Genomic DNA, 20,890 nt, shown 5'->3' with positions numbered 1-20,890 from the left:
TCCCCCATGCTGTCCGCCTACCGCCAACACGCCGCCGAACGTGCCGCCCTCGGCATCCCGCCCCTCGCCCTGGATGCCAAGCAGGTCGCCGAGCTGATCGAGCTGATCAAGGCTCCGCCCGCCGGTGAAGACGCCTTCCTGCTGGACCTGCTGACCCACCGCGTGCCCCCGGGCGTGGACGACGCCGCCAAGGTCAAGGCCAGCTTCCTGGCCGCTGTCGCGCACGGCGACATCAAGGTCGGCCTGATCTCCAAGGCCAAGGCCACCGAGCTGCTCGGCACCATGGTGGGCGGCTACAACGTGCATCCGCTGATCGAGCTGCTGGACGACGCCGAAGTCGCCGGTGTGGCCGCTGAAGGCCTGAAGAAGACCCTGCTGATGTTCGACTTCTTCAACGACGTGGCCACCAAGGCCAAGGCCGGCAATGCCAAGGCGCAGGAGGTGATGAAGAGCTGGGCCGATGCCGAGTGGTTCACCAGCCGCCCCGAGGTCGAGAAGAAGATCACCGTCACCGTCTTCAAGGTGCCCGGCGAGACCAACACCGACGACCTGTCGCCGGCGCCCGATGCCTGGAGCCGCCCCGACATCCCGCTGCACTACCTGGCGATGCTGAAGAACACCCGTGGGGACTTTGGTTCTGCTGGCGGTGCGGCCTTCAAGCCCGAGGAAGACGGCAAGCGCGGCCCGATGCAGTTCATCGAGGACCTGAAGAAGAAGGGCAACTTGGTCGCCTACGTGGGCGACGTCGTCGGCACCGGCTCCTCGCGCAAGTCCGCCACCAACAGCGTCATCTGGGCCACGGGCCAGGACATCCCCTTCGTGCCGAACAAGCGCTTCGGCGGCGTCACGCTGGGCGGCAAGATCGCACCGATCTTCTTCAACACGCAGGAAGACTCCGGCTCGTTGCCGATCGAGGTGGATGTGTCCAAGCTGGAAATGGGCGACGTCATCGACGTGCTGCCCTATGACGGCAAGCTGGTGAAGAACGGCGAGACGCTGGTCGAGTTCAAGCTCAAGAGCGATGTGCTCTTCGACGAAGTGCGCGCCGGTGGCCGCATCAACCTCATCATCGGCCGCTCGCTGACCGCCAAGGCGCGCGAGTTCCTGGGCCTGCCCGCGTCCACGCTGTTCCGCCTGCCCTCGCCGCCCGTGGCGACCAAGGCCGGCTTCACGCTGGCGCAGAAGATGGTCGGCCGCGCCGTGGGCCTGCCCGAGGGCCAGGGCGTTCGCCCCGGCACCTACTGCGAACCCAAGATGACGACGGTCGGCTCGCAGGACACGACCGGCCCGATGACCCGCGACGAGCTGAAGGACCTGGCCTGCCTGGGCTTCTCGGCCGACCTGGTCATGCAGTCGTTCTGCCATACGGCCGCCTATCCCAAGCCGGTGGACGTCAAGACCCACCGCGAGCTGCCCGCCTTCATGAGCAACCGCGGCGGCGTGTCGCTGCGCCCGGGTGACGGCGTCATCCACAGCTGGCTGAACCGCCTGCTGCTGCCCGACACGGTTGGCACCGGCGGCGATTCGCACACCCGTTTCCCGATCGGCATCTCCTTCCCCGCCGGCTCCGGCCTCGTGGCCTTCGGCGCCGCCACCGGCGTCATGCCGCTGGACATGCCCGAGTCGGTGCTGGTGCGCTTCAAGGGCGAGATGCAGCCCGGCGTGACGCTGCGCGATCTCGTGCACGCTATCCCGCTGTACGGCATCAAGGCCGGCCTGCTGACGGTTGCCAAGGCCGGCAAGAAAAACGCCTTCTCGGGCCGCATCCTGGAAATCGAAGGCCTGCCTGACCTGAAGGTCGAGCAAGCCTTCGAGCTGAGCGACGCCTCCGCCGAGCGCTCGGCCGCCGGCTGCACGATCAAGCTAAACCCCGCGCCGATCAAGGAGTACCTCACCAGCAACGTCGTGCTGATGAAGAACATGATCGCCGACGGCTATGCCGACGCCAAGACGCTGCAACGCCGCATCGAGAAGGTCGAGGCCTGGCTGGCCAACCCGGAACTGCTGGAAGCCGACAAGGACGCCGAGTACGCCCACGTCATCGAGATCGACCTGGCCGACATCAAGGAGCCCATCCTCTGCTGCCCCAACGACCCGGACGACGCCAAGTTCCTGTCCGAAGTCGCCGGCACCAAGATCGACGAGGCCTTCATCGGCTCGTGCATGACCAACATCGGCCACTTCCGCGCCGCGGCCAAGCTGCTGGGCGGCCAGCGCGACATCCCGGTCAAGCTGTGGGTCGCTCCGCCCACCAAGATGGACCAGAGCGAGCTGATCAAGGAAGGCCACTACGCCGCCTTCGGAACGGCCGGTGCGCGTACCGAAATGCCGGGCTGCAGCCTGTGCATGGGCAACCAGGCCCAGGTGCGCGAAGGCGCGACCGTCGTATCCACCTCCACCCGCAACTTCCCGAATCGCCTGGGCAAGAACACCAACGTGTTCCTGGCATCGGCCGAGCTGGCGGCGATTGCCTCGAAGCTGGGCCACATCCCCTCGGTGCAGGAGTACCACGAGGCGATGGGCGTCGTGAACAAGGACGGCGCCTCGATCTACAAGTACCTGAACTTCGACCAGATCGAGGAGTACGCGGACACGGCCAAGGCCGTGGCGGCCTGAGGCTGAAGGCTTCAAAAGCCAGCCCGCCGCGCGCCAGCCCGGCGGGCTTTTTTGCGCCCTGTGGGGCGCCTAGCGCAGGACGTGCATCAGATCGCCATGCCCTTGAGCGTCGGCATGGTCTGCGGCCGTCCAGCCTTGGGGATCGCGGTCTGCCTTGCGGGCGCCGGCAGCGAGCAACAGGTTCACCATCTCGCGCGACCCGGTGCGCGCGGCCAGCATGAGAACCGTGCGGCCCTGGTTGTCACGCAGGTGGACCGAAGCGCCGGCCTTCAGCGCCGAGCGTGCCGTCGCCAGGTCAGCGTGATCGGCAGCCGCCAACAGGAAGGCATTGGCCGGCATGGTGGCTTTCGCCGATTCGGCGACGTCGGAGGCGGCCAGGCTTTGGGCCATCTGCGGCGCCGCTCGAAACCTGGCCGCGACCCCGCTTGAAACTGCTTCCGACCGCGCCAGCATCTCGGCCTGGCTGGACGCGTCGGCCACAGCTCGGGGCGGCAACGGCGCGGCAGCTACCGCCGGTGCAGCGGGTGGTGGCGCGGCAGCCATCACCGGCTCGGCCAGTGGCGACGGCATCACAGGTGGCTCCGGTTTGGCCGTGCCCGCACTCACCTCCGCCTGCCGTTGCAACCGCGGCGGCGTCGCATCCGCCATCATGGCAGGAGCAGACCGTTCGGCACGCGGCTTGGCAAGGCTGGCCTTGGCCATTGTGCGGGGCGCTTCAGCGGCAGGCGCGGGCTGGGGCTCGACGGCCGGGCTGGCTTGGGCCACCACCACGGCCGCCGTCGATGCGGGCGCGGCCGCGGCCAGCCGCGGATCGGCTTCCGGTCGCGGCTCGGTGTTTCGTCCTTTCAAGACCAGTGCTGCCGCCACCAGCAGCCCCATCATGAGCAGGCCCAGCGCATAGGGTTGCCAGCGCCAGGCCAAGGCGTTCTCGGCGACGGGCACGGCAGCGGCCACATCCGGCCGGGGCAGCGCCGCCATCAGCCGTGCACGTCGCTGCTCGCGGCCCGCGTCGTCACCGAGCAGGGCTTCGCGATACGCAGCCTCGGCCGCGTCGTTGGGCGTGGTGGGATCGAACTCAGCCATCGCGCCACTCGCTCAAACGGTGCCGCAGGGCCTCGCGCGCATAGCGCAGCCGGGTCTTGGCGGTTTCGGGATGGGCCTGGGTCACGTCGGCAATCTCGGCGAGGCTGAGCTCGACCACGGTGAAGAGCAAGAATGCCTCCCGCTGCTCGACGGACAGGCGCAGCAGGGCACCCTCAACGGCCTGGACCAGGCGTTTGGACGCCAGCAGCTGCTCCGGCCCGGCGGCGGCCGAGGCCAGTTGATCCGGGTCGGCCTCGTCGTCTCCCTGCGGCGGACGCGCCCGAACATGGTCCAGCACGCGGTTGCGCAGCACGGTGTAGAGCCAGGTCGAGAACCTGGCTTTTGCGGGCGCAAAGCTGGCGGCCTTGGCTGCAACGGCCAGCCAGCCTTCCTGGTGCAGGTCCTCCACCGTGGCGCGATCCGTGGGGTGCAGCATCTGGCGAACGAAGGCAAAGGTCTTGCGGTCATGGCGGCGGTAGAGCCGGTCGAACGCACCCATGTCGCCGCGCAGATAGCTGGCGATGAGCTCTTCATCAGCGGGTTCACTCGCAGGCATGCGGCGCGGATGCTACGCCGGCCAGAGGTGGGTTTGCGGCATCGGGCGAGGCCTCACCAGCGCGGCGGCGGGTCGGGCACATAGCCGCCGCTGCTGTTGGGGAAGGACCGCGGCAACTGCGCCATGGGTCGGGGCATGATGCCCGCCGCCATCAGATTGGCCTGGCTGTCGTAGTGGATCTCCAGCAACTGCTCGGGCTGTGATGTGCGCCGCTGGAAGCCGGTGTGCGCAATGGGCGACCACTCCGACGCACCATGCCCCGTGCCCAGCTTGGCCCGCACCGAGCGCTCCGCCTCAGCCCGCCCCGCGCCTTCGCGCGCTGGAGCTGCCTGGACTGCAGCGTCCGCTGTCCCACTGTTGAGTCGGCTCAATGGGCTGGGCGCCACTGGCGCAGCAGGCGACACGAGCGGCGCGTCGTAGACCGGCGGCGGCACGTAGACCTCGCGGAACACCGCCGCGCCGATCACGCCGACATTGGCCGGCCGCCCGGTGCGCGCCGCATAGGAATCGCCCAGCGAGGTGAACTCGAAGGCCGCGATGTGCTCATCGCTCTTGCGCCAGCCCGTGATGTCATGGCTCTCGCCCGGGCTCAGCACATAGCCCGACTGGTTGAAACCCGCGGTGTCGCCGGTGATGGCGTTGACGCCGTCCACCGACAGCACCACCAGCACCCGCTCGGCGCTGCGGTTGCTGAGCCGGATGGCGTAGCGCGAGCCGGGCATGCCCGGGCTGAAGCGGCGACCACGGCTGGCGTACTGGGCCAGCGAGGCGCCGCTGTCGCGGTCGATCAGCTGCATGTCGAGCAGGGGCGGCGACACGACGGCGGCACAACTGGCGTGCAGCCCGGCCAGGCCCGTCAAAGCGGCTAACTGGAGCAAGGCGGTGCGGCGGCGCAGCGGAAGCAGGGAACTCATGGCGGATCCTTCGCAGGGATGGGACCTTTGCTTGTACGGAGCCGCTCGGTAAACGGGGTGAAAAAGCCGGCCGGCCAAAGAAAAAGCGGCCCGAGGCCGCTTCTGTCGCAGGAGGAAGGCCGCTCAGGCCTTGATGTCCAGCAGTGCACCAGTGGTGTTGATCTGCGTCTGCAGCACCTTCAGGTTGGCGACGAAAGAGTAGGCCGCGGACTGCTGTTCGACGATCTCGTTGGCCGGGTTGATCTCGCGCTCGGGCACCTTGTCAACATTGGTCGGCTCGACGCTGGGGCGGGCCTGGTTGCTGCTCGCCAGATTGGCGATATTGGCCGCCGACGCGCGCAGCCGCTCGTTCGCTGACGAGATGCCGGACATGGCGGTGGACAAGGGGACGTTCATCGGGATTCAGTTCTCAGGCGCGCTGGCCGCTACATCGACCGCGTTGTAGGTGAACTTTAGAACATTTGGCGAAAAACCCCGCATTTCCGGGGTTCGCCCTGGCGTCAAACGTGAAATCAGCCCGCAAGCTCTTCGTAGCCGCCAGCCGAAACGAAGACGCGCACGCTGTCGCCCCCGGCTGCCTTGGCCTCCGTGCAGGCCAGCGCCGCGCCGCCGAGCACGGCGTCCACCGTTACCAGCGTCGGCTGGATCTGCACGACGCCCAGCGAGGCTTTCACGCGGGTGCGGTGCAGGCCCCAGCGCAGGCGGTAGCTGGCGATGGACGAGCGCACCTTCTCCGCGATGATCTGGGCGTAATGCTGGTCGCAGTCGGGCAGCAGGATGGCGAAATGATCTTCCTCCAGGCGCGCGACCAGGTCGGAAGCCCGCACCTTGCTGATCAGCATCTGCCCCAGGCCGTAGAGGAAATGGTCACCCACCTCGGCGCCCATGTCCTTGATGACCTCGCCGAAACGGTCCACGTCAACCCACAGCACCGACACCGGCTCGTTGCGCCGGCTGCCGACATGCTCGCCCAGGCGGCGCTCGAACTCCCGGCGGTTGGCCAGCTCGGTGACGGCGTCGTGCTTGGCCGTCCAGGTGGGCTGCAGGCGCAGCGCGCGGGCGGCGCTGACGTCTTCGACGATCCACAGCGACTCGCCAGCGGGCGCTTCCCAGTGCACCGGCGTGGCCTGCAGGCGGCCCCAGAACCGGTGACCGTCGCGCTTGACGTATTCGATCTCCTCGTCCAGCGGTCGACCCGCGGCGAAGGCGGCGGCGGCGCGTTCCTGCAGCGCTGTGTGGGCCATGTCGGTGGTGTGGACGAGGCGCGTAGGCTGTCCGGCCAGTTCACCGTCGTCGTTGAAACCGAACAGGTGGTTGAACTCCTCGCTGACGACTTCGAAGCGCTGGCCGGAAACGAAGGCGACGGCCGTTGGCGCGCGTACCAGCAAGGCTCGCAGGCGGGCGGCGATGGGGTCCTCGGCGGAAGCGGGCGTGCCGGAAGTAGCGCTGCTCATGGGGGTCTCCGAGTCGATCTTCTAGGCCCGACTATCGCAGGACTGAAGGCTTTCGGCCATGACGCAGATCACGGCGTTAGAGTCCGCGTCCTTGCCGTACCACGGCGCCATCACAAGACGAGACGATGCGCTTGCTTCCGGTCTCCCTGCTCGCCCTGCTGACCGGCCTGACCCAGGCCCAGCAGCCCAGTGAAATCCCTCAGGGTCTGCGCGATGCAACGCCACGCTGGCACGCCTTGACGGGCGCGCGGCTGGTGCTGGCGCCGGGCCAGATCGTCGAGAACGGCACCCTGGTCATGAAGGACGGCGTCATCGTCGCCGTCGGTGCCAACGTGAAGCCGCCGGCCGGCGCCCGGGTCTGGGCGCTGCAGGGCCGCACCGTCTATGCCGGCTTCATCGACGCTGCCAGCAGCGTCGGCCAGGGGCGCATCGAAGCTTCCAAGGCCAAGGGCCTGACGCCGGGACAGCGCTGGGTGCGCAGCGAATTCCACCAGGCCACGGCGCTGGAGATCAAGCCCGAGGACGTGCGAGCTGCGCGCGAGCAGGGCTTCACGACGGCCCTGTCCCTGCCGCCCGTGGGCGCCGTCTTCCGCGGCCAGAGCGCGCTGATCAGCCTGCGCGACGGCACGGATGCACGCAGCCTCGTGCTGGCGGCCGAGGTGGCCCAGCACCTGGCCCATGAGTACACAACCTTCGACTTCGAGAGCGGCGCCCGCCCGGGCAACTTGAGCTACCCGACCTCGCTGATGGGCAGCATCGCGCTGGAACGCCAGACGCTGCTGAACGCCCGCTGGGCTGCCGGGCCGGCGCCCGCCGGCGAGCGGCGCGAATTCAACGCCAGCCTCGGCGCCCTCGCCCCGGCCCTGAGCGGCAAGCAGCCCATCGTCCATGAGGTGCTGGACGAAGAAGACCTGCTGCGCGTCGCCAGGCTGCGCGACGAGTTCGGGCTCAAGCTGATCGCCCAAGGCACCGGCCATGAATACCGCAAGGCGGCCCAGCTCAAGGCCCTGGGCCTGCCCCTCTTGCTGCCGCTGGCCTTTCCCGCGGCACCCGAAGTCGAGCAGCCCGAGAGCGCGCTGGACGTGCCCCTGCACCAGTTGCAGCACTGGGAGCGTGCGCCCGGCAACGCTGCCGCCCTGCAGGCGGCGGGCGTCGAGTTCGCGATCTCGACGCAAGGGCTGAAGGACGTCAGGAAGGAATTCTGGCCACGGCTGCGCCAGGCCGTGCAGCACGGTCTCACGCCCGAAGCCGCCCTGGCAGCACTGACGACCACGCCGGCCAAGCTGCTGAGCCAACCGCGGCTGGGGCGCCTCGCACCGGGCCAGCTGGCCCACGTCATCGTCGCCAGCGGTGATCTTTTCATCAACGAGCAGGCCGAGGTCGAGATCGCCTTCGTCGACGGCCAGCCGCTGCCGACCGAAGCCTGGGAGCGCTTCGACGCGCGCGGCCGCTGGACGGTGAAGGCCGCTGGTGGAGCCGAGCAAACCTGGCAGATCGCCGGCACGCGGGCCAAACCCACGCTGCAGGTCGATGGCAAGACCTGCGAGCTGCAGCAACGCGGCCGCGAACTGCTGTTGCGCTGGCCCTGCGAGGTCGGCGCGAAGGAAAGCCTGCGCCTGGAGGGCCGTGACCCGTCAATGGCCGGCGCGATGACGCTGGCCGATGGCCGCACCCAGCCCTGGACGGCCACGCGCATCGTGCCCTACCAGCCGCCTGTGGCCCAGGTTGTCGCCCCACCACCCCTGTCGCCCGCCACGTTCCCGGCGGGCGTCTTCGGCCGTACGGCGCCACCCGAGCGCCCGGCCGTCGTGCTGGTGCGCAACGCCACGGTCTGGACCAGTGCCGCTGCCGGCAATCTCGAAGCCACCGATCTGCTGGTGCGCGACGGCCGCATCGCCGCCATCGGCAAGGGTCTGGCAGCGCCTGCTGGCGCCGTCGTCATCGACGCTGCAGGCAAGCACCTGACGCCCGGCCTCATCGATGCCCACTCGCACACGGCCATCAACCGCGGCACCAACGAGTTCGCGCATTCGGTGACGGCTGAGGTGCGCGTTGGCGATGTGGTCGACGCCACCGACATCAGCCTCTACCGTCAGCTTGCCGGCGGCGTGACCAGCGCCAACTTGCTGCACGGCTCGGCCAATGCCATCGGCGGCCAGAATCAGGTCATCAAGCTGCGCTGGGGGCTGGACGCGGAAGGCCTGAAGTTCGAAGGCGCGCGCCCCGGCATCAAGTTCGCGCTCGGCGAGAACGTCAAGCGCGCCAACTTTCCCCCCAACGACGGCGACCCGCGCTATCCGACGACGCGCATGGGTGTCGAGCAGGTCATGCGCGATGCCTTCCTGGCTGCGCAGGCCTACCGCGAGCGGCGCAAGGCCGACCCGAACACGCGCCGCGACCTGCAGATGGACACGCTGGTCGAGTTGCTGGAACGCAAGCGCGTCATCCACATCCACAGCTACCGCGCCGACGAGATCCTGATGTTCGTGGCCCTGGCCAAGGACTTCGGCCTGGAGGTCGCCACCTTCCAGCATGTGCTGGAGGCCTACAAGGTCGCGCCCGAGATCGCGGCGCTGGGCGCCGGCGCCTCCGGCTTCTCGGACTGGTGGGGCTACAAGGTCGAGGTGCAGGACGCCATTCCCTACAGCGGCGCGATGACGCAGAAGGCGGGTGTGCTGACCAGCTTCAACTCCGACAGCGACGAGCTGGCGCGCCGCCTCAACACCGAGGCGGCCAAGGCGCTGCGCTATGGCGGCAAGGCCTGGGGGATGAGCGAGGCCGAGGCGCTGAAGTTCGTGACCATCAACTCGGCCAAGCAGTTGCGCATCGACAGGCGCGTCGGCTCGCTGGAAGTGGGCAAGGACGCCGACTTCGTCATCTGGAGCGCAAGCCCGCTGTCGAGCGCGGCACGCGCCGAGCAGACCTGGATCGACGGGCGGCGCTACTTCGACCGCGGCGAGGACACGCAGCTGCGCGAGCGTGATAGCGCCGAGCGCGCCCGCCTCGTGGCGCTAGCGATACCCGAGCGCGCCAAAGCCGCCGCGCCGCCCGAGGGGCGGCCGGCCACACCGCTGGCCGCAGCGCTGGACCAGCTCGAACTGCAACGCTGGCTGCACGAGGCAAACCGTGATCGCCAAAGCTATTTCGGCGGTGACGCCTGGCATGAATGCACCGTGGACGCGTACTGACATGAAGCTCGCACTCATCACGGCCCTGCTGGCTGCCGCCTTCACCGCCCAAGCCACGCCCAACACGCCACCCCCGCCACAGCGCGAACCGCTGCTGCTGCGCAATGCCGTCATCCACCCGGTCAGCGGCCCGGTCATCGCCAACGGCAGCCTGCTCATCGAGGCCGGCAAGATCCGCGCGATCGGTGGCACCGAGCTGGCCGCGCCCGCTGGCGCCAAGACCGTCGATCTGGGCGGCCGGCATCTCTACCCCGGCATGGTGGCGGCCAACACCAGCCTGGGCCTGGCGGAGATCCGCTCGGTCAACGCCTCGATGGACAGCGTCGAGACCGGGCCGCTGAACCCGAATGCCCGCGCCCTGGTCGCCTTCAATGCCGACAGCGAGCTGCTGCCCATCACGCGCGGCGGCGGCGTGCTGGCCGCGCTGTCCGTGCCCGAGGCCGGCCGCACCGGCCTCATCGCCGGTACGTCGGCGCTGCTGCAGCTGGAGGGCTGGAACTGGCAGGACATGGCCCTGCTGCCCGAGGTCGGCCTGCACATCGCCGTGCCGCGGCTGCGCCTGAACAGCGCCCTCTTCCCCAACCAGCCCGAAGCCCGCCTGGCCGAGATGCGCCGCTCGACCGAGGCCAGGCTCAAGCTGCTCGACGACGCCTTCGAATCGGCCCGGGCCTATGCGCTGGCGCGCGCTGCCGACCCGAGCACGCCCATCGACACGCGCTGGGAAGCGATGCGCCCCGTGCTGCCCGCTACAGCCGGTGCGGCGCCGGCCCGACCCGTCGTCATGCATGCCGATGACCTTGCGCAGATCCGCTTTGCGCTGGACTTCGCGGCCCGCCATGGCCTCAAGCTCATCATCAGCGGCGGCGCCGATGCCTGGCGCCTGGCCGACACGCTGCGCGAACGTCAGGTGCCCGTCATCATCGACGGCCTGCTGCGCCTGCCGATGCGCCGCGACGACCCGCCAGACGCCCTTTTCGCCCTGCCCGCCCAACTCGCCGCGGCCGGCGTGCGCTACTGCATCGCCGATGGCGGCCGCGACTCGACCAATGCGCGCAACCTGCCCTTCGAGGCCGCGAGCGCCCGCGCCTTCGGCCTGTCCGACGACGAGGCGCTGAAAGCCGTGACCCTTTACCCCGCGCAGATCCTCGGCATTGCCGACAGGCTGGGCTCCATCGAGGTCGGCAAGCTGGCCAACCTCTTCGTGGCCGATGGTGACCCCCTCGAGCCCAGCACGCGCATCGAGCGGGTGTTCATCCAGGGCCGCGAGGTGGAGCTCAGCGACCGGCAGACGGCGCTGCGCGACAAGTATCTGAAGCGCAACTAGCCGGCCGTCTTGGCCGGCGGCGTGGCTGCCGGCGAAGTGGGCGCGGCCGGCGCGCCCAGGCCCATCTGCGCATTTGGCCGCGCGTCGTGGCCGCGCTTCCACTGCCGCATGGTGTCGACCGCCACCGAGCGGCGGATGTAGCGATGCCAGATGAAGCTGAGGTCGAAGATCAGGATGGCCAGCCACCACAGATAGAGGAAGGCAGCGCCGGCGAGCAGCACGGGCCAGGCGGCGGGTGGCGGTGGCGCCGTCGGGCCGTCGGCGCCCAGCAGCCGCGACAGCACGATGAAGGCGATGACGAGGGTGCCGACGCCGACCAGGCAGCGTCGCCCCCAGTTGGGCTTGCGCGGCAGCAGCCAGCCGCTGAGGGCAATCAGCGCGGCAGCGGCGATCGGAGCGAGCCGGCCGGCGAGTTCCGCCACGTGGGCGGGAGCGGCGCTGCTCGTGAACGGACTGCCGAGGAAGTCAGCCGGCCCGTCCGGCAGCCACAGGTAAAACGGCCAGGCGCCAATCAGGAAGACGAGCGTGGCCGCGAGATGCCAGCGCAGGCCACCGGTATGCACCAGCCGCGGCAGCCGGGCGGCGGCGGTGATGCCCATCATCAGGCCGCTCATCAACAGGATCTGCAGCGGCAGCCGATCGAAGGTCGCGCCCGTCGGCGTGACGCCCTTGTAGAGCAGGAAGACCGCGGCCACGTGCAAGAGCAGGCTCGCCACATAGGGGATGGCCAGGCTCACCCGGTCGACAAGCCCGTTGCTGGCCGGAACTTTCGGCTGGACTGTCGGGTCCGGCAGCACCACGTCGTCGATGAAATGGCCGAACACCTCAGCGTCGTTCCAGTAGTCGTTGTGTGCCTTGCCGGGCAACCAGTAGCGGCTGAAGCCATGGTCATGCTTGCTGCCGAACTCGAAGGCCTCGCAGCCGCTGTCCTTCAGGAAGCCCATGGCGGAATCGAGCTTGAACCCGATGGGGTCCCCGAAGTCGTAGTAGTTGCGCCACTTGATCTGCTGGGCCAGCGTCAGCCGCGGCGCCTCGCTGTCGCCAAAGAGCACCTGCTGGCCGGAGCAGCTGGATTTCAGCTTGAGGCCCTGCCAGAGCGCCGGCCACAGCACGATGTGCTTGTCGATCGGCGAGCCTATCGTCATATAGCCGCGCACATAACGGATCCAGCCGTCGTCAACCGGCGCACTGGATCGGTTGTCCGGGTCGACGATGGGGCGGCCCGACAGCGCTTCGAGCAGGCCGAGGAAGCTGATGACCGTGCCCTCGCTGTGCGCCACGATGTAGATCTCCGGATGGCCCCCCGGGCAGGCCTCCTGGAATGTCGCCACCACCTGCGCGAGCGCGCTGTGGAAGCGGTGCAGGATCTTGTCGCGGTAGTAGGGAAAGTCGGTGACGAGCTGGACATCGCCGACGTAGTCGCGCAGCAGCGGCGCCAGCTCGAACTTGAAGATGCCCATGCGGGCGAGCACGGCCAGCAGGCTCTCCAGCACGCCCACGGTCTCGACGATTTCGTCGACGATGCCGGTACCGAGCTGGAAGTCCTCGGCCTTCAGATTGCCGTTGGGCACCTCCCTGCGGTACTGCGACTCGGCGCGGCTGACCACCGTGTGTCCCCAGGCCTTGGTCTCCTCCAGCGTGTCATTGGCCTTGACGACCTGCCCCGGAATGTCGGCCCAGTAGATCTCGGCGAAGCCGATGCGCGACAAGGCGTCTGCAGGCTTGGCGTCCAGGCGGCTGATGCGCACTGCCGCCGCCGAGCCAAGGTTGAAGTAACCCAGCGGCATGACCGGCAGTGGCGGCGAAGCCCTGTCGCCAAAGCGCCGCGCCACCGACCGTATCGTGTCGCTGCGCAGCTGGCTGCCAATGCCGTGGATGGCCACGACGATCTTGTCCATCGGCGGGCGGCCCTGGCTGGCGTCCGAAATGGATGCGGCCGTGGCTGTCTGCTGCTCGGAGGTGGATGCAACCGTCATGGGGAACTCTCCTCACGGGAAGTCCACGCATGGTGCCTCCGAGGCGGCCCTCACCGCTTCACCAAGACTGAGGAGACGCCGCCTCAGGGGGCGATCTGCTCCGCGTAGTCGTACAAGGCCGACAGGATCTGCTCACCTCGCTCGTCGGCTGTTTCACCGAGAACATCGATACGCTCCATGAAGGCCGCCAGCGTCTGCGCGCCGCCCTCGCCCTCATGCAGCCGCGCAGCCAGGTGGCCCTGCCAGCGCTCCGCCTCTTCTGCCGACAGGCTGGACGGGAAGTTGCGCGCACGCCAGCGGAAGACAAGCTCATCCAGCCGCCCGTCCTGGAAGGCCAGCTTGCCTTGCGCCGCGCGCTCGGCGAGCTGCGCGGGCGCCATCGTGCGCACCTTGTTCAACGCCCGGCGGTCCTCGTTGCCGATGAAGCCGCCGTAGAGGTCTTCGTCCACATCGGCCGGCGCGAAGGGCTCACGCTGGAAGACGTCGGCCCACAGGCCGTCCAGCAGCCGGCCCTTCTCGGCCAGCAACCGGGCGCTGGCGAGCTGAACCTCGACGTCGTGGTTCCAGCGCTCGGCCATCGCCGGGCTGAGCGTCTTCAGGTTGCTGATGACGATGGGGCTTTTGTTGACGTGGATGGTCTTGATGGGCAGCCGCGTGACGCCCTCGGGCAGCAGCTCCTGCTTGATGAACATGCGCGCGCGGATGGCTTCGGCGTTCAGCGTCAGCAGCTCGCCCGGGTCCACCGAGCAGTCCCAGACGATCAGCTCGTTCTTGTTGGTCGGGTGCGGCGCCAGCGGCCAGACCACGGCGATGCAGCCGCGCTCGGGGCCGTACATGCCGGAGATGTGCAGGAAGGGCTTGCCGATGCCGATCTCGTCCCACACCGCCTGCTTGCTGCGCAACTTGACGCAGAAGTCCCATAGCTTGGGCTGGGCCTGGCGCAGCTTGCGCGCCAACGCCACGGTGGCGCGCACGTCGGACAGTGCATCATGCGCCGCCTCGTGCGCGACGCCGTTGGCGATGGTCAGGTGCTCGAGCTTGAAGCTGGGGCGGCCGTCCTCATGCTTGGGCCACTCGAAGCCTTCGGGCCGGAGCGCATAGGCACAGCGCACCACGTCCAGCAGGTCCCAGCGGCCGCAGCCGTTCTGCCATTCGCGGCCATAGGGGTCGATAAGGTTGCGCCAGAACAGATGACGCGTCACCTCGTCATCGAAGCGGATGCTGTTGTAGCCCACGCCAATGGTGTTGGGCGTGGCCAGCACCGTCTCGATGGCGGCGGCGAACTCATGCTCGGGCACACCCTGCTGCAGGCAGTGCTGGGGCAGGATGCCGGTCAGCAGGCAGGACTCGGGGTCGGGCAAGTAGTCCGGGGCCGGCTGGCAGTACAGCATCAGCGGCTCGCCGATCTCGTTGAGCTCCGCATCGGTGCGCAGGCCGGCGAACTGGGCCGGGCGGTCCCGGCGTGGCACGCGGCCGAAGGTCTCGTAGTCGTGCCAGAAAAATGAAAGGGAAGACATGGCCGCCACGATAGCTCAGCCGATAGAGTGGCTCGCATGAGACTTGCCCTGCTGCTCCTGGCCGTTTGCGCCGCGGCACACGCCGACGACGCGATCTCCCCCGACCGGCCCGACTTCACCAACGGCCCCGATGTGATGGCCGCAGGCCGCTTCCAGGTCGAGACCAGCGGCGCCTGGCAGCGCGACGCCGCGACACGGCTGCGATCGACGCCGACGCTGCTGCGCCTGGGCGTCGACCATGACCTGGAGTTGCGGCTGGAGACCGACGGCGCGCTGCGCCAGCGCAACCCGAGCGCCAGCGGCCGAGGAGATCTGGCAGTCGGCTTCAAATGGCAGATGCAGGACGGCGACGAGGCCAAGCCTGGCCTGGGCTGGCTGTTCGAAGTGCAGACACCGACAGGCAGCGGGCCGTTCAAAGGCCATGGCTTGCGGCCCGGCCTGAACTTTCTGGCCCAGTGGGAGCTGCCGGCCGGCTACTCGCTCGGCACGATGGCTGGCGTCTTCATCGATCGCAACGACAACGACCAGCGCTACACGGGTGCCCTGCTGTCGGCGAGCCTGGGTATCCCGCTGGGCGAGAAGCTGCACGGCTTTGCCGAGATCGCCGGCCAGCAGATCGCGTCGGCCCGCAATGGCGGCAATGTCGTCACGGCCGGCACGGGGCTGGCCTGGCAGCTCACAAGCGACGCTCAGCTCGACACGGCCGTCTTCCGCGGCCTGAACCACAACACGCCCGACTGGGCGTGGACGATCGGCCTCTCGCTGCGTTTTTAGCGCTTCTTGACGACCACGCTGCCGATGGAATAGCCCGCGCCGAAGGAGCAGATCACGCCGGCGTCGCCAGCCTTCAGGTCACCCCGGTGATGGTGGAAGGCAATGATGGAGCCGGCCGACGCGGTGTTGGCGTATTCGTCCAGGATCAGCGGCGCGATCTCGCTGCCGGCATCCGCACCCACCAGCTTCTTGATGACGAGCTGGTTCATGCCCTGGTTGGCCTGGTGCAGCCAGTAGCGGCGCATCTGCGTTGGCTCCAGGCCCAGCTTGCCCAGGTGGGCCTCGATATGGGCCGCGGCCATGGGCACGACTTCCTTGAACACCTTTCGGCCTTCCTGATAGAAGGTCAGGTCGCGGTCGCTCGGGTCGCGGTCCTCGGCGCGGTTCATGAAGCCGAAGTTGTTGCGGATATTGCTGCTGAACTGTGTGGCGAGCTGCGTGCCGAGGATTTCCCACTGGTCGGCGCCGGTGGCGTCTTCCGCGCGCTCGACGATGAGGGCCGTGCAGACGTCGCCGAAGATGAAGTGGCAGTCGCGGTCGCGCCATTCCAGGTGGGCCGAGGTGATCTCGGGGTTCACGACCAGCACGCATTTGCTGGCGCCCGAACGCACCGCGTTGAAGGCCTGTTCCAGCGCGAAGGTGGCCGAGGAGCAGGCCACGTTCATGTCGAAGCCGTAGCCGCCGGCGCCCAGCGCCTGCTGGATCTCTACCGCCATGGCCGGGTAGGCGCGTTGCATATTGGCACTGGAGCAGAGCACGGCGTCGACATCCGCGCCGGTTTTGCCGGCCTGTTCAAGCGCCTTGCGGGCAGCATCGGCGGCGATCTCGGCCATCAGCGAGACCTCGTTGTCGCCGCGCGGCGTGAAGCGCGGGTACATGCGGGTCGGGTCCAGCACGCCGGCCTTGTCGACGACGTAGCGCTGCTTGATGCCCGAGGCTTTCTCGATGAATTCGACGCTGGAGTGTGTCAAGGCGGAGCGCTCGCCAGCGGCGATCGCCGTCGCGTGCTCGGCGTTCTGCAGGTCGGCGTAGGCGTTGAAGGCCTCGACCAGCTCGGCATTGGTGATGACATGGGGCGGGCGGTACAGGCCGGTGCCGCTGATGACCACGGCCGGGAATGAAGCTTGCATATTGAAGACGGAAGCCGCCGCTGCTGATGTACGAAGGCTGAAATCTTATCGATCCGGTTTGCTGCCTTCTCTAGGCACTAGCCTGGGGCCCTGGACAAAACATGCACGAAGACAGCCTGCTCCCACCCGACGACGCCCTGCGCCTGGCCTTACACAACGAGGTGCATGCCCGGCCGCCGGCGCGCATCCGCCTGCCGGCCGTCATCGTCCACATCGCCGTGCTCAACGACGGCATCAGCCGGGCGCAGGAGCATGCCCACCTGCGCCAGCTGCCCGGCCAGCACGAACTGGCCGAGGAGGCGCTGAACGCAAACTTTCTGCGCCTGCGCTGCGGCGAGTTCTCGCTGAAGTGGGAGCGCCATGCCGAGTTCACGCGCTACTCGGTCGTGCAGCCCCTGCCCGCCGACGCCGAGGCCAGCGCGCAGACGCTGGATGCGCTGGCGCTGCGCGTCGCACCGGATTGGCTGGGGCGCATCCCGGGGCGCACCTTTGCGGCCATCAAGCTCGTCATGATCGAGCGGCAGCTGACTTTCGCGCCCAGCGCCTTGACCGAGGCCCAGGCCTGGTTCGGCGCGCATGCAACGGTCGCGTCGACGATGGGCGGCGGCCATTCCCTGGTTGTCACCGACTTCTGCCTGCGCGCGACCGGCTTCGAGCACATCGTCGTGCTGGCTGAGCCCGGCACGCCCGAGACCCGCGCCGGCCGCATCTGCCAGCGCCTGTTGGAGCTGGAGACCTACCGCCTGATGGCCCTGCGCGGCCTGCCCGCCGCCAAGTCGCTCGGCTCGACGCTGGCCGAGGTGGAGGCCACGCTGGCCAGCATCACCGCGCGGCTGGAGAAGCGCGGCGCGTCGGAGGCCGAACTGCTGGACGACCTGATCTCGACGGCAGCGCGCATCGAGCACGCCACCGCCTCGCACCAGTACCGCTTTGCCGCCACCCAGGCCTACCAGGCCATCGTCGAGCAGCGTCTGGCCGAGTTGCACGAGGGCAAGGTGGCCGGCAGGCAGTCGCTGGGCGAGTTCATGCAGCGCCGGCTCTCACCGGCCATCGCGACGGTCAATGCGACGGCGCAGCGGCTGGCCGGCCTGTCACAACGCATCTCACGCGCAAGCGCCCTGCTGCGCACGCGGGTCGACATCGCCACCGAGGCGCAGAACCAGCAGCTGCTGGCCCAGCTCGGCGAAGGCCAGCGCACGCAGCTGCGCATGCAGGCCACCGTCGAGGGGCTGTCGCTCGCGGCCATTACCTATTACGTCGTCAGCCTGCTGCTGTACTTCTTCAAGGCGCTGAAGGCCGAGGGCTGGCTGCCAGTACAGCCCGAGCTGGCGGCGGGGGCGGCCATTCCCTTCGTGCTGCTGGCCGTCTGGCAGACGACAAGGCGCATCCACCGCAAGATCTTCAACCACCACTGACCAGGATCTCCAGGCCCGGCAGGCGCAGCGCCTGCAGCGCGGCCGGCCCGGCCTGAGGCGTGACGATCAGCGTCGACAAGGCCGACAGCGGCGCGACGCGGTAGGGCGAGACCTTGCCGAGCTTGTCGCTGCTGGCCATCAGCACCGTTTCCGCAGCGCTCGCCATCAGCAGCGCCTTGACCTGGGCCTCCTCGGCGTCGCCGGTGGACAGACCGAAGCCGGCCTCCACACCGGTTACGCCGAGGAAATAGCAGTCCGCCCGCAGCGCCTGGATGGCCTGTGCTACACCCGCGCCGACGGCCACGCCGGAGTGCTTGAACAGGCGCCCACCCAGCATCAGCACTTCGACAGTGGGGTGCTCGATCAGCGCCGCGGCGATGACGGGGCTGTGTGTGGCGACCGTGGCGCGCAGCGTGGCCGGCAGCTGCTGGACCATGGCCAGCGTGCTCGTGCCGCCGTCGACGAAGACAAGCTGGCCATCGGCGATGAGAGACGCCGCATGGCGGCCCAGCGCCTGCTTCTCGTCGACGGCAATGGCGCTGCGTCGCGCCAGGTTGGCCAGGGCCGGTGACACCGGCAGCGCGCCGCCATGCACACGCTGCAGCGCGCCCCGCGTGGACAGCTCGCGCAGGTCGCGCCGGATGGTGTCCTCCGACACCTGCAGGCGCTCGGCCAGTTCGCGGGCCAGCACGCGGCCCGTGGAATGAAGTTCTTCCAGGATGGCCAAGTGGCGTTGTTCGGTCAGCATCTGTGGGATTGCATGGTTTTGCGTTATTTTGCATGATTTTCCTTAAATTCAGGAAACAACATGCAAACCAAGACCGATTCGCGCATTGCCGACCTGCCCCTGTCCGAACGCGTGCGCGTCCAGCAGGAGAGGCTGCTGTCCAACAACTGGTACACGCTGAAGACCACCCGCTTCGACTTCCTGCGCAGCGATGGCCAGTGGCAGACCCAGGACCGCGAGACCTATGACCGCGGCAATGGCGCCACCATCCTGCTCTACCAGCGCACGCGCCGCCGTGTGCTGCTGACACGGCAGTTCCGCTACCCGGCGTTCGTCAATGGCTGGCAGCAGTTGATGGTCGAAGCCGTGGCCGGGCTGCTGGACGAGGCCGATCCGCTCAGCTGCGTCCGCGCCGAGGCCGAGCAGGAAGCCGGCGTGAAGCTGCGCGAGGTGCAGCCGCTGTTCGAGGCCTATATGAGCCCCGGCTCGGTGACCGAGAAGCTGCATTTCTTTGCGGCCGAGTACGAGGATGGCGACTTGGTTGGCGCGGGTGGCGGCCTCGTTGAGGAGGGCGAGGACATCGCGCGCTTCGAGCTGGACTTCGACGCAGCCATGCGCCAGGTCGAGGCCGGCGAGATCGTCGATGCGAAAACGATCATGCTGCTGCGCTGGGCCGAGCGCCATGTCTTCGGGCCGCCGCCCCGCAAGGGCCCGTTGCTGGTCTTCATCGCCGGGCCGTATCGAAGCGGCACGGGCGACCGGGAGGACGCGATCGCCGCCAACGTGCAGGCCATGCAGGATGCCGCCCTGCAAGTCGCAGCCCTGGGCCACGTGCCGGTGCTCGGCGAGTGGGTCGCCCTGCCGCTCATCGCGGCCGCTGGCGGCCGGCGCGGCGATGCGGTCTGGGACCGCTACTTCCACCCCAACGCCCAGGCCCTGCTGGAGCGATGTGACCTGCTGCTGCGCATCGGCGGTGATTCGGCCGGCGCCGACGCCATGATCAAGGCCGCTTTGGCCTGCGCAATGCCCGTGCACTACGGCCTCGCTTCAATACCAACCAGGCCCGCGTAGAATCAATCACCGGGCCCAAATTTTGGCGTCCGGTTTTTTTTGCCCGCTGCAAAAGCGGGCAGCAAAGCCGGCAGAGCCAAGTCAAGCGCTCGCAGCCCAGGTCGCGCACTGCCAAACGCGCGCCGCAACTGTGAACTTGAATCATGGAAATCTTCGACTACGACAACATCCTGCTGCTGCCGCGCCGCTGCCGCGTGGAAAGCCGCTCGGACTGCGACACCTCGGTGCAGTTCGGCCCACACCGCTTCAAGCTGCCGGTCGTGCCGGCCAACATGAAGACGGTCGTGGACGAGCCCATCACCGAGCTGCTGGCCCGCGAGGGCTACTTCTACGTGATGCACCGCTTCGACCTCGACAGCCTGGCCTATGCCAAGGACATGCGGGACAAGGGCCTGCTGGTGTCGCTGAGCGTCGGCGTGAAGCCGGCCGACTTCGAACTGGTGGACAAGCTGGCGGCTGAAGGCGTCGGCGCCGACTACCTGACCATCGACATCGCCCACGGCCATGCCGAGAGCGTGCAGCGCATGATCGGCCACATCAAGCAAAAGCTGCCCGAGACCTTCGTCATCGCCGGCAATGTTGGCACGCCCGAAGGCGTCATCGACCTGGAGAACTGGGGTGCCGACGCGACCAAGGTCGGCGTCGGCCCGGGCAAGGTCTGCATCACGCGGCTGAAGACGGGTTTTGGCACCGGCGGCTGGCAGTTGTCGGCGCTGAAATGGTGCTCGCGCGTAGCCACCAAGCCCATCGTGGCCGACGGCGGCATCCGCCACCATGGCGACATCGCCAAGAGCGTGCGCTTCGGCGCCAGCATGGTCATGATCGGCTCGCTGTTCGCCGGCCATGAAGAGTCGCCAGGCACGACCGTCGAGGTCGACGGCAAGCTCTACAAGGAGTACTACGGCTCGGCGTCGGACTTCAACAAGGGCGAGTACCGCCACGTCGAGGGCAAGCGCATCCTGGAACCCGTCAAGGGCAAGTTCGCCGACACGCTGCGCGAGATGCAGGAAGACCTGCAGAGCTCGATCTCGTATGCGGGCGGCACGCAGTTGTCGGACCTGCGCAAGGTGAATTACGTCATTCTTGGCGGAGAGAATGCGGGCGAACATTTGTTCATGTGATCACCTGCGGAACGCGGGGGAGCA

General features: G+C 68.3%; 15 protein-coding genes and 1 pseudogene. 7 read left to right on the top strand and 9 right to left on the bottom strand.

The window, feature by feature from the left end; genetic code table 11:
- Positions 1-6 precede the first annotated feature (6 nt).
- The gene (locus AC1DW0_RS06185; protein WP_056196355.1) at positions 7-2,616 is read left to right on the top strand and encodes a bifunctional aconitate hydratase 2/2-methylisocitrate dehydratase; all 2,610 of its coding nucleotides are present in this window, start codon (positions 7-9) and stop codon (positions 2,614-2,616) included.
- A gap of 69 nt (positions 2,617-2,685) precedes the next feature.
- Here AC1DW0_RS06185 and AC1DW0_RS06180 read toward each other — a convergent pair whose 3' ends face one another.
- The 5 genes from AC1DW0_RS06180 to AC1DW0_RS06160 all read right to left on the bottom strand — a co-directional run bounded on the left by AC1DW0_RS06180 (position 2,686) and on the right by AC1DW0_RS06160 (position 6,623).
- Positions 2,686-3,699, bottom strand: coding sequence for an ankyrin repeat domain-containing protein (locus AC1DW0_RS06180; protein ID WP_477945173.1), 1,014 nt, complete (start codon positions 3,697-3,699; stop codon positions 2,686-2,688).
- Positions 3,692-4,255 (bottom strand): sigma-70 family RNA polymerase sigma factor, encoded by a 564-nt coding sequence (locus tag AC1DW0_RS06175; protein WP_477945172.1) that lies wholly within the window; start codon positions 4,253-4,255, stop codon positions 3,692-3,694. The genes AC1DW0_RS06180 and AC1DW0_RS06175 overlap by 8 nt, the downstream gene beginning before the upstream one ends.
- 53 nt (positions 4,256-4,308) lie before the next feature.
- Positions 4,309-5,169, bottom strand: coding sequence for a hypothetical protein (locus AC1DW0_RS06170; RefSeq protein WP_457323238.1), 861 nt, complete (start codon positions 5,167-5,169; stop codon positions 4,309-4,311).
- A gap of 123 nt (positions 5,170-5,292) precedes the next feature.
- The gene (locus AC1DW0_RS06165; protein WP_157281445.1) at positions 5,293-5,565 is read right to left on the bottom strand and encodes a flagellar hook protein FlgE; all 273 of its coding nucleotides are present in this window, start codon (positions 5,563-5,565) and stop codon (positions 5,293-5,295) included.
- Positions 5,566-5,681: 116 nt separating this feature from the next.
- A complete protein-coding gene (locus tag AC1DW0_RS06160) occupies positions 5,682-6,623 on the bottom strand; it encodes a GGDEF domain-containing protein (protein WP_056196341.1) in 942 nt (313 codons plus the stop codon).
- Positions 6,624-6,748: 125 nt separating this feature from the next.
- On the opposite strand from AC1DW0_RS06160, the gene AC1DW0_RS06155 reads away from it, so the two are divergent.
- Both AC1DW0_RS06155 and AC1DW0_RS06150 read left to right on the top strand, forming a co-directional pair.
- Positions 6,749-9,811 (top strand): amidohydrolase family protein, encoded by a 3,063-nt coding sequence (locus AC1DW0_RS06155; protein WP_477945171.1) that lies wholly within the window; start codon positions 6,749-6,751, stop codon positions 9,809-9,811.
- 1 nt (position 9,812) lies between these two features.
- Positions 9,813-11,135: an amidohydrolase family protein gene (locus AC1DW0_RS06150; protein ID WP_056196335.1), complete on the top strand. Its 1,323-nt coding sequence runs from the start codon at positions 9,813-9,815 to the stop codon at positions 11,133-11,135.
- On the opposite strand, the gene AC1DW0_RS06145 is transcribed toward AC1DW0_RS06150, so the two are convergent.
- Together AC1DW0_RS06145 and sbcB are read right to left on the bottom strand one after the other, a co-directional pair.
- On the bottom strand, positions 11,132-13,111 hold the full coding sequence (locus AC1DW0_RS06145; protein ID WP_457355125.1) for an MFS transporter: 1,980 nt from the start codon (positions 13,109-13,111) through the stop codon (positions 11,132-11,134). The two genes, AC1DW0_RS06150 and AC1DW0_RS06145, sit on opposite strands and share 4 nt — an antisense overlap.
- Before the next feature lie 83 nt (positions 13,112-13,194).
- Positions 13,195-14,628: an exodeoxyribonuclease I gene (sbcB, locus tag AC1DW0_RS06140; protein WP_056196333.1), complete on the bottom strand. Its 1,434-nt coding sequence runs from the start codon at positions 14,626-14,628 to the stop codon at positions 13,195-13,197.
- Between the two features lie 36 nt (positions 14,629-14,664).
- Between sbcB and AC1DW0_RS06135 the strand changes: the two genes are divergently transcribed.
- Complete coding sequence (locus tag AC1DW0_RS06135; protein WP_056196330.1) at positions 14,665-15,402, top strand: transporter; 738 nt, start codon at positions 14,665-14,667, stop codon at positions 15,400-15,402.
- On the opposite strand, the gene AC1DW0_RS06130 is transcribed toward AC1DW0_RS06135, so the two are convergent.
- Positions 15,399-16,532 carry a beta-ketoacyl-ACP synthase III gene (locus AC1DW0_RS06130; RefSeq protein ID WP_056196327.1) on the bottom strand — a complete coding sequence of 378 codons (1,134 nt, stop codon included), beginning with the start codon at positions 16,530-16,532 and terminating at the stop codon, positions 15,399-15,401. The genes AC1DW0_RS06135 and AC1DW0_RS06130 overlap by 4 nt on opposite strands.
- 101 nt (positions 16,533-16,633) lie before the next feature.
- Here AC1DW0_RS06130 and AC1DW0_RS06125 point away from each other — a divergent pair, with 101 nt between their 5' ends.
- Positions 16,634-17,947, top strand: coding sequence for a DUF3422 family protein (locus tag AC1DW0_RS06125; RefSeq protein WP_056196325.1), 1,314 nt, complete (start codon positions 16,634-16,636; stop codon positions 17,945-17,947).
- Here AC1DW0_RS06125 and AC1DW0_RS06120 read toward each other — a convergent pair.
- Positions 17,934-18,695, bottom strand: coding sequence for a DeoR/GlpR family DNA-binding transcription regulator (locus AC1DW0_RS06120; protein ID WP_056196322.1), 762 nt, complete (start codon positions 18,693-18,695; stop codon positions 17,934-17,936). The genes AC1DW0_RS06125 and AC1DW0_RS06120 overlap by 14 nt on opposite strands.
- Positions 18,696-18,755: 60 nt before the next feature.
- On the opposite strand from AC1DW0_RS06120, the pseudogene AC1DW0_RS06115 reads away from it, so the two are divergent.
- Together AC1DW0_RS06115 and AC1DW0_RS06110 are read left to right on the top strand one after the other, a co-directional pair.
- A pseudogene (locus AC1DW0_RS06115) lies at positions 18,756-19,358 on the top strand (NUDIX domain-containing protein); the annotation flags it as partial.
- Positions 19,359-19,888: 530 nt separating this feature from the next.
- Positions 19,889-20,866 (top strand): GMP reductase, encoded by a 978-nt coding sequence (locus AC1DW0_RS06110; RefSeq protein ID WP_056196320.1) that lies wholly within the window; start codon positions 19,889-19,891, stop codon positions 20,864-20,866.
- The last annotated feature ends 24 nt before the right edge of the window (positions 20,867-20,890 follow it).

Source organism: Roseateles sp. P4_D2 (genome assembly GCF_056401875.1).
This window is presented reverse-complemented; position numbering and strand designations above follow the sequence as displayed.

Bases quoted from the DNA above. Each gene is read 5' to 3' on its own strand.
- AC1DW0_RS06185 (WP_056196355.1), top strand. From the start codon at position 7: ATGCTGTCCGCCTACCGCCAACACGCCGCCGAACGTGCCGCCCTCGGC.
- AC1DW0_RS06180 (WP_477945173.1), bottom strand. From the start codon at position 3,699: ATGGCTGAGTTCGATCCCACCACGCCCAACGACGCGGCCGAGGCTGCG.
- AC1DW0_RS06175 (WP_477945172.1), bottom strand. From the start codon at position 4,255: ATGCCTGCGAGTGAACCCGCTGATGAAGAGCTCATCGCCAGCTATCTG.
- AC1DW0_RS06170 (WP_457323238.1), bottom strand. From the start codon at position 5,169: ATGAGTTCCCTGCTTCCGCTGCGCCGCCGCACCGCCTTGCTCCAGTTA.
- AC1DW0_RS06165 (WP_157281445.1), bottom strand. From the start codon at position 5,565: ATGAACGTCCCCTTGTCCACCGCCATGTCCGGCATCTCGTCAGCGAAC.
- AC1DW0_RS06160 (WP_056196341.1), bottom strand. From the start codon at position 6,623: ATGAGCAGCGCTACTTCCGGCACGCCCGCTTCCGCCGAGGACCCCATC.
- AC1DW0_RS06155 (WP_477945171.1), top strand. From the start codon at position 6,749: ATGCGCTTGCTTCCGGTCTCCCTGCTCGCCCTGCTGACCGGCCTGACC.
- AC1DW0_RS06150 (WP_056196335.1), top strand. From the start codon at position 9,813: ATGAAGCTCGCACTCATCACGGCCCTGCTGGCTGCCGCCTTCACCGCC.
- AC1DW0_RS06145 (WP_457355125.1), bottom strand. From the start codon at position 13,111: ATGACGGTTGCATCCACCTCCGAGCAGCAGACAGCCACGGCCGCATCC.
- sbcB (WP_056196333.1), bottom strand. From the start codon at position 14,628: ATGTCTTCCCTTTCATTTTTCTGGCACGACTACGAGACCTTCGGCCGC.
- AC1DW0_RS06135 (WP_056196330.1), top strand. From the start codon at position 14,665: ATGAGACTTGCCCTGCTGCTCCTGGCCGTTTGCGCCGCGGCACACGCC.
- AC1DW0_RS06130 (WP_056196327.1), bottom strand. From the start codon at position 16,532: ATGCAAGCTTCATTCCCGGCCGTGGTCATCAGCGGCACCGGCCTGTAC.
- AC1DW0_RS06125 (WP_056196325.1), top strand. From the start codon at position 16,634: ATGCACGAAGACAGCCTGCTCCCACCCGACGACGCCCTGCGCCTGGCC.
- AC1DW0_RS06120 (WP_056196322.1), bottom strand. From the start codon at position 18,695: ATGCTGACCGAACAACGCCACTTGGCCATCCTGGAAGAACTTCATTCC.
- AC1DW0_RS06110 (WP_056196320.1), top strand. From the start codon at position 19,889: ATGGAAATCTTCGACTACGACAACATCCTGCTGCTGCCGCGCCGCTGC.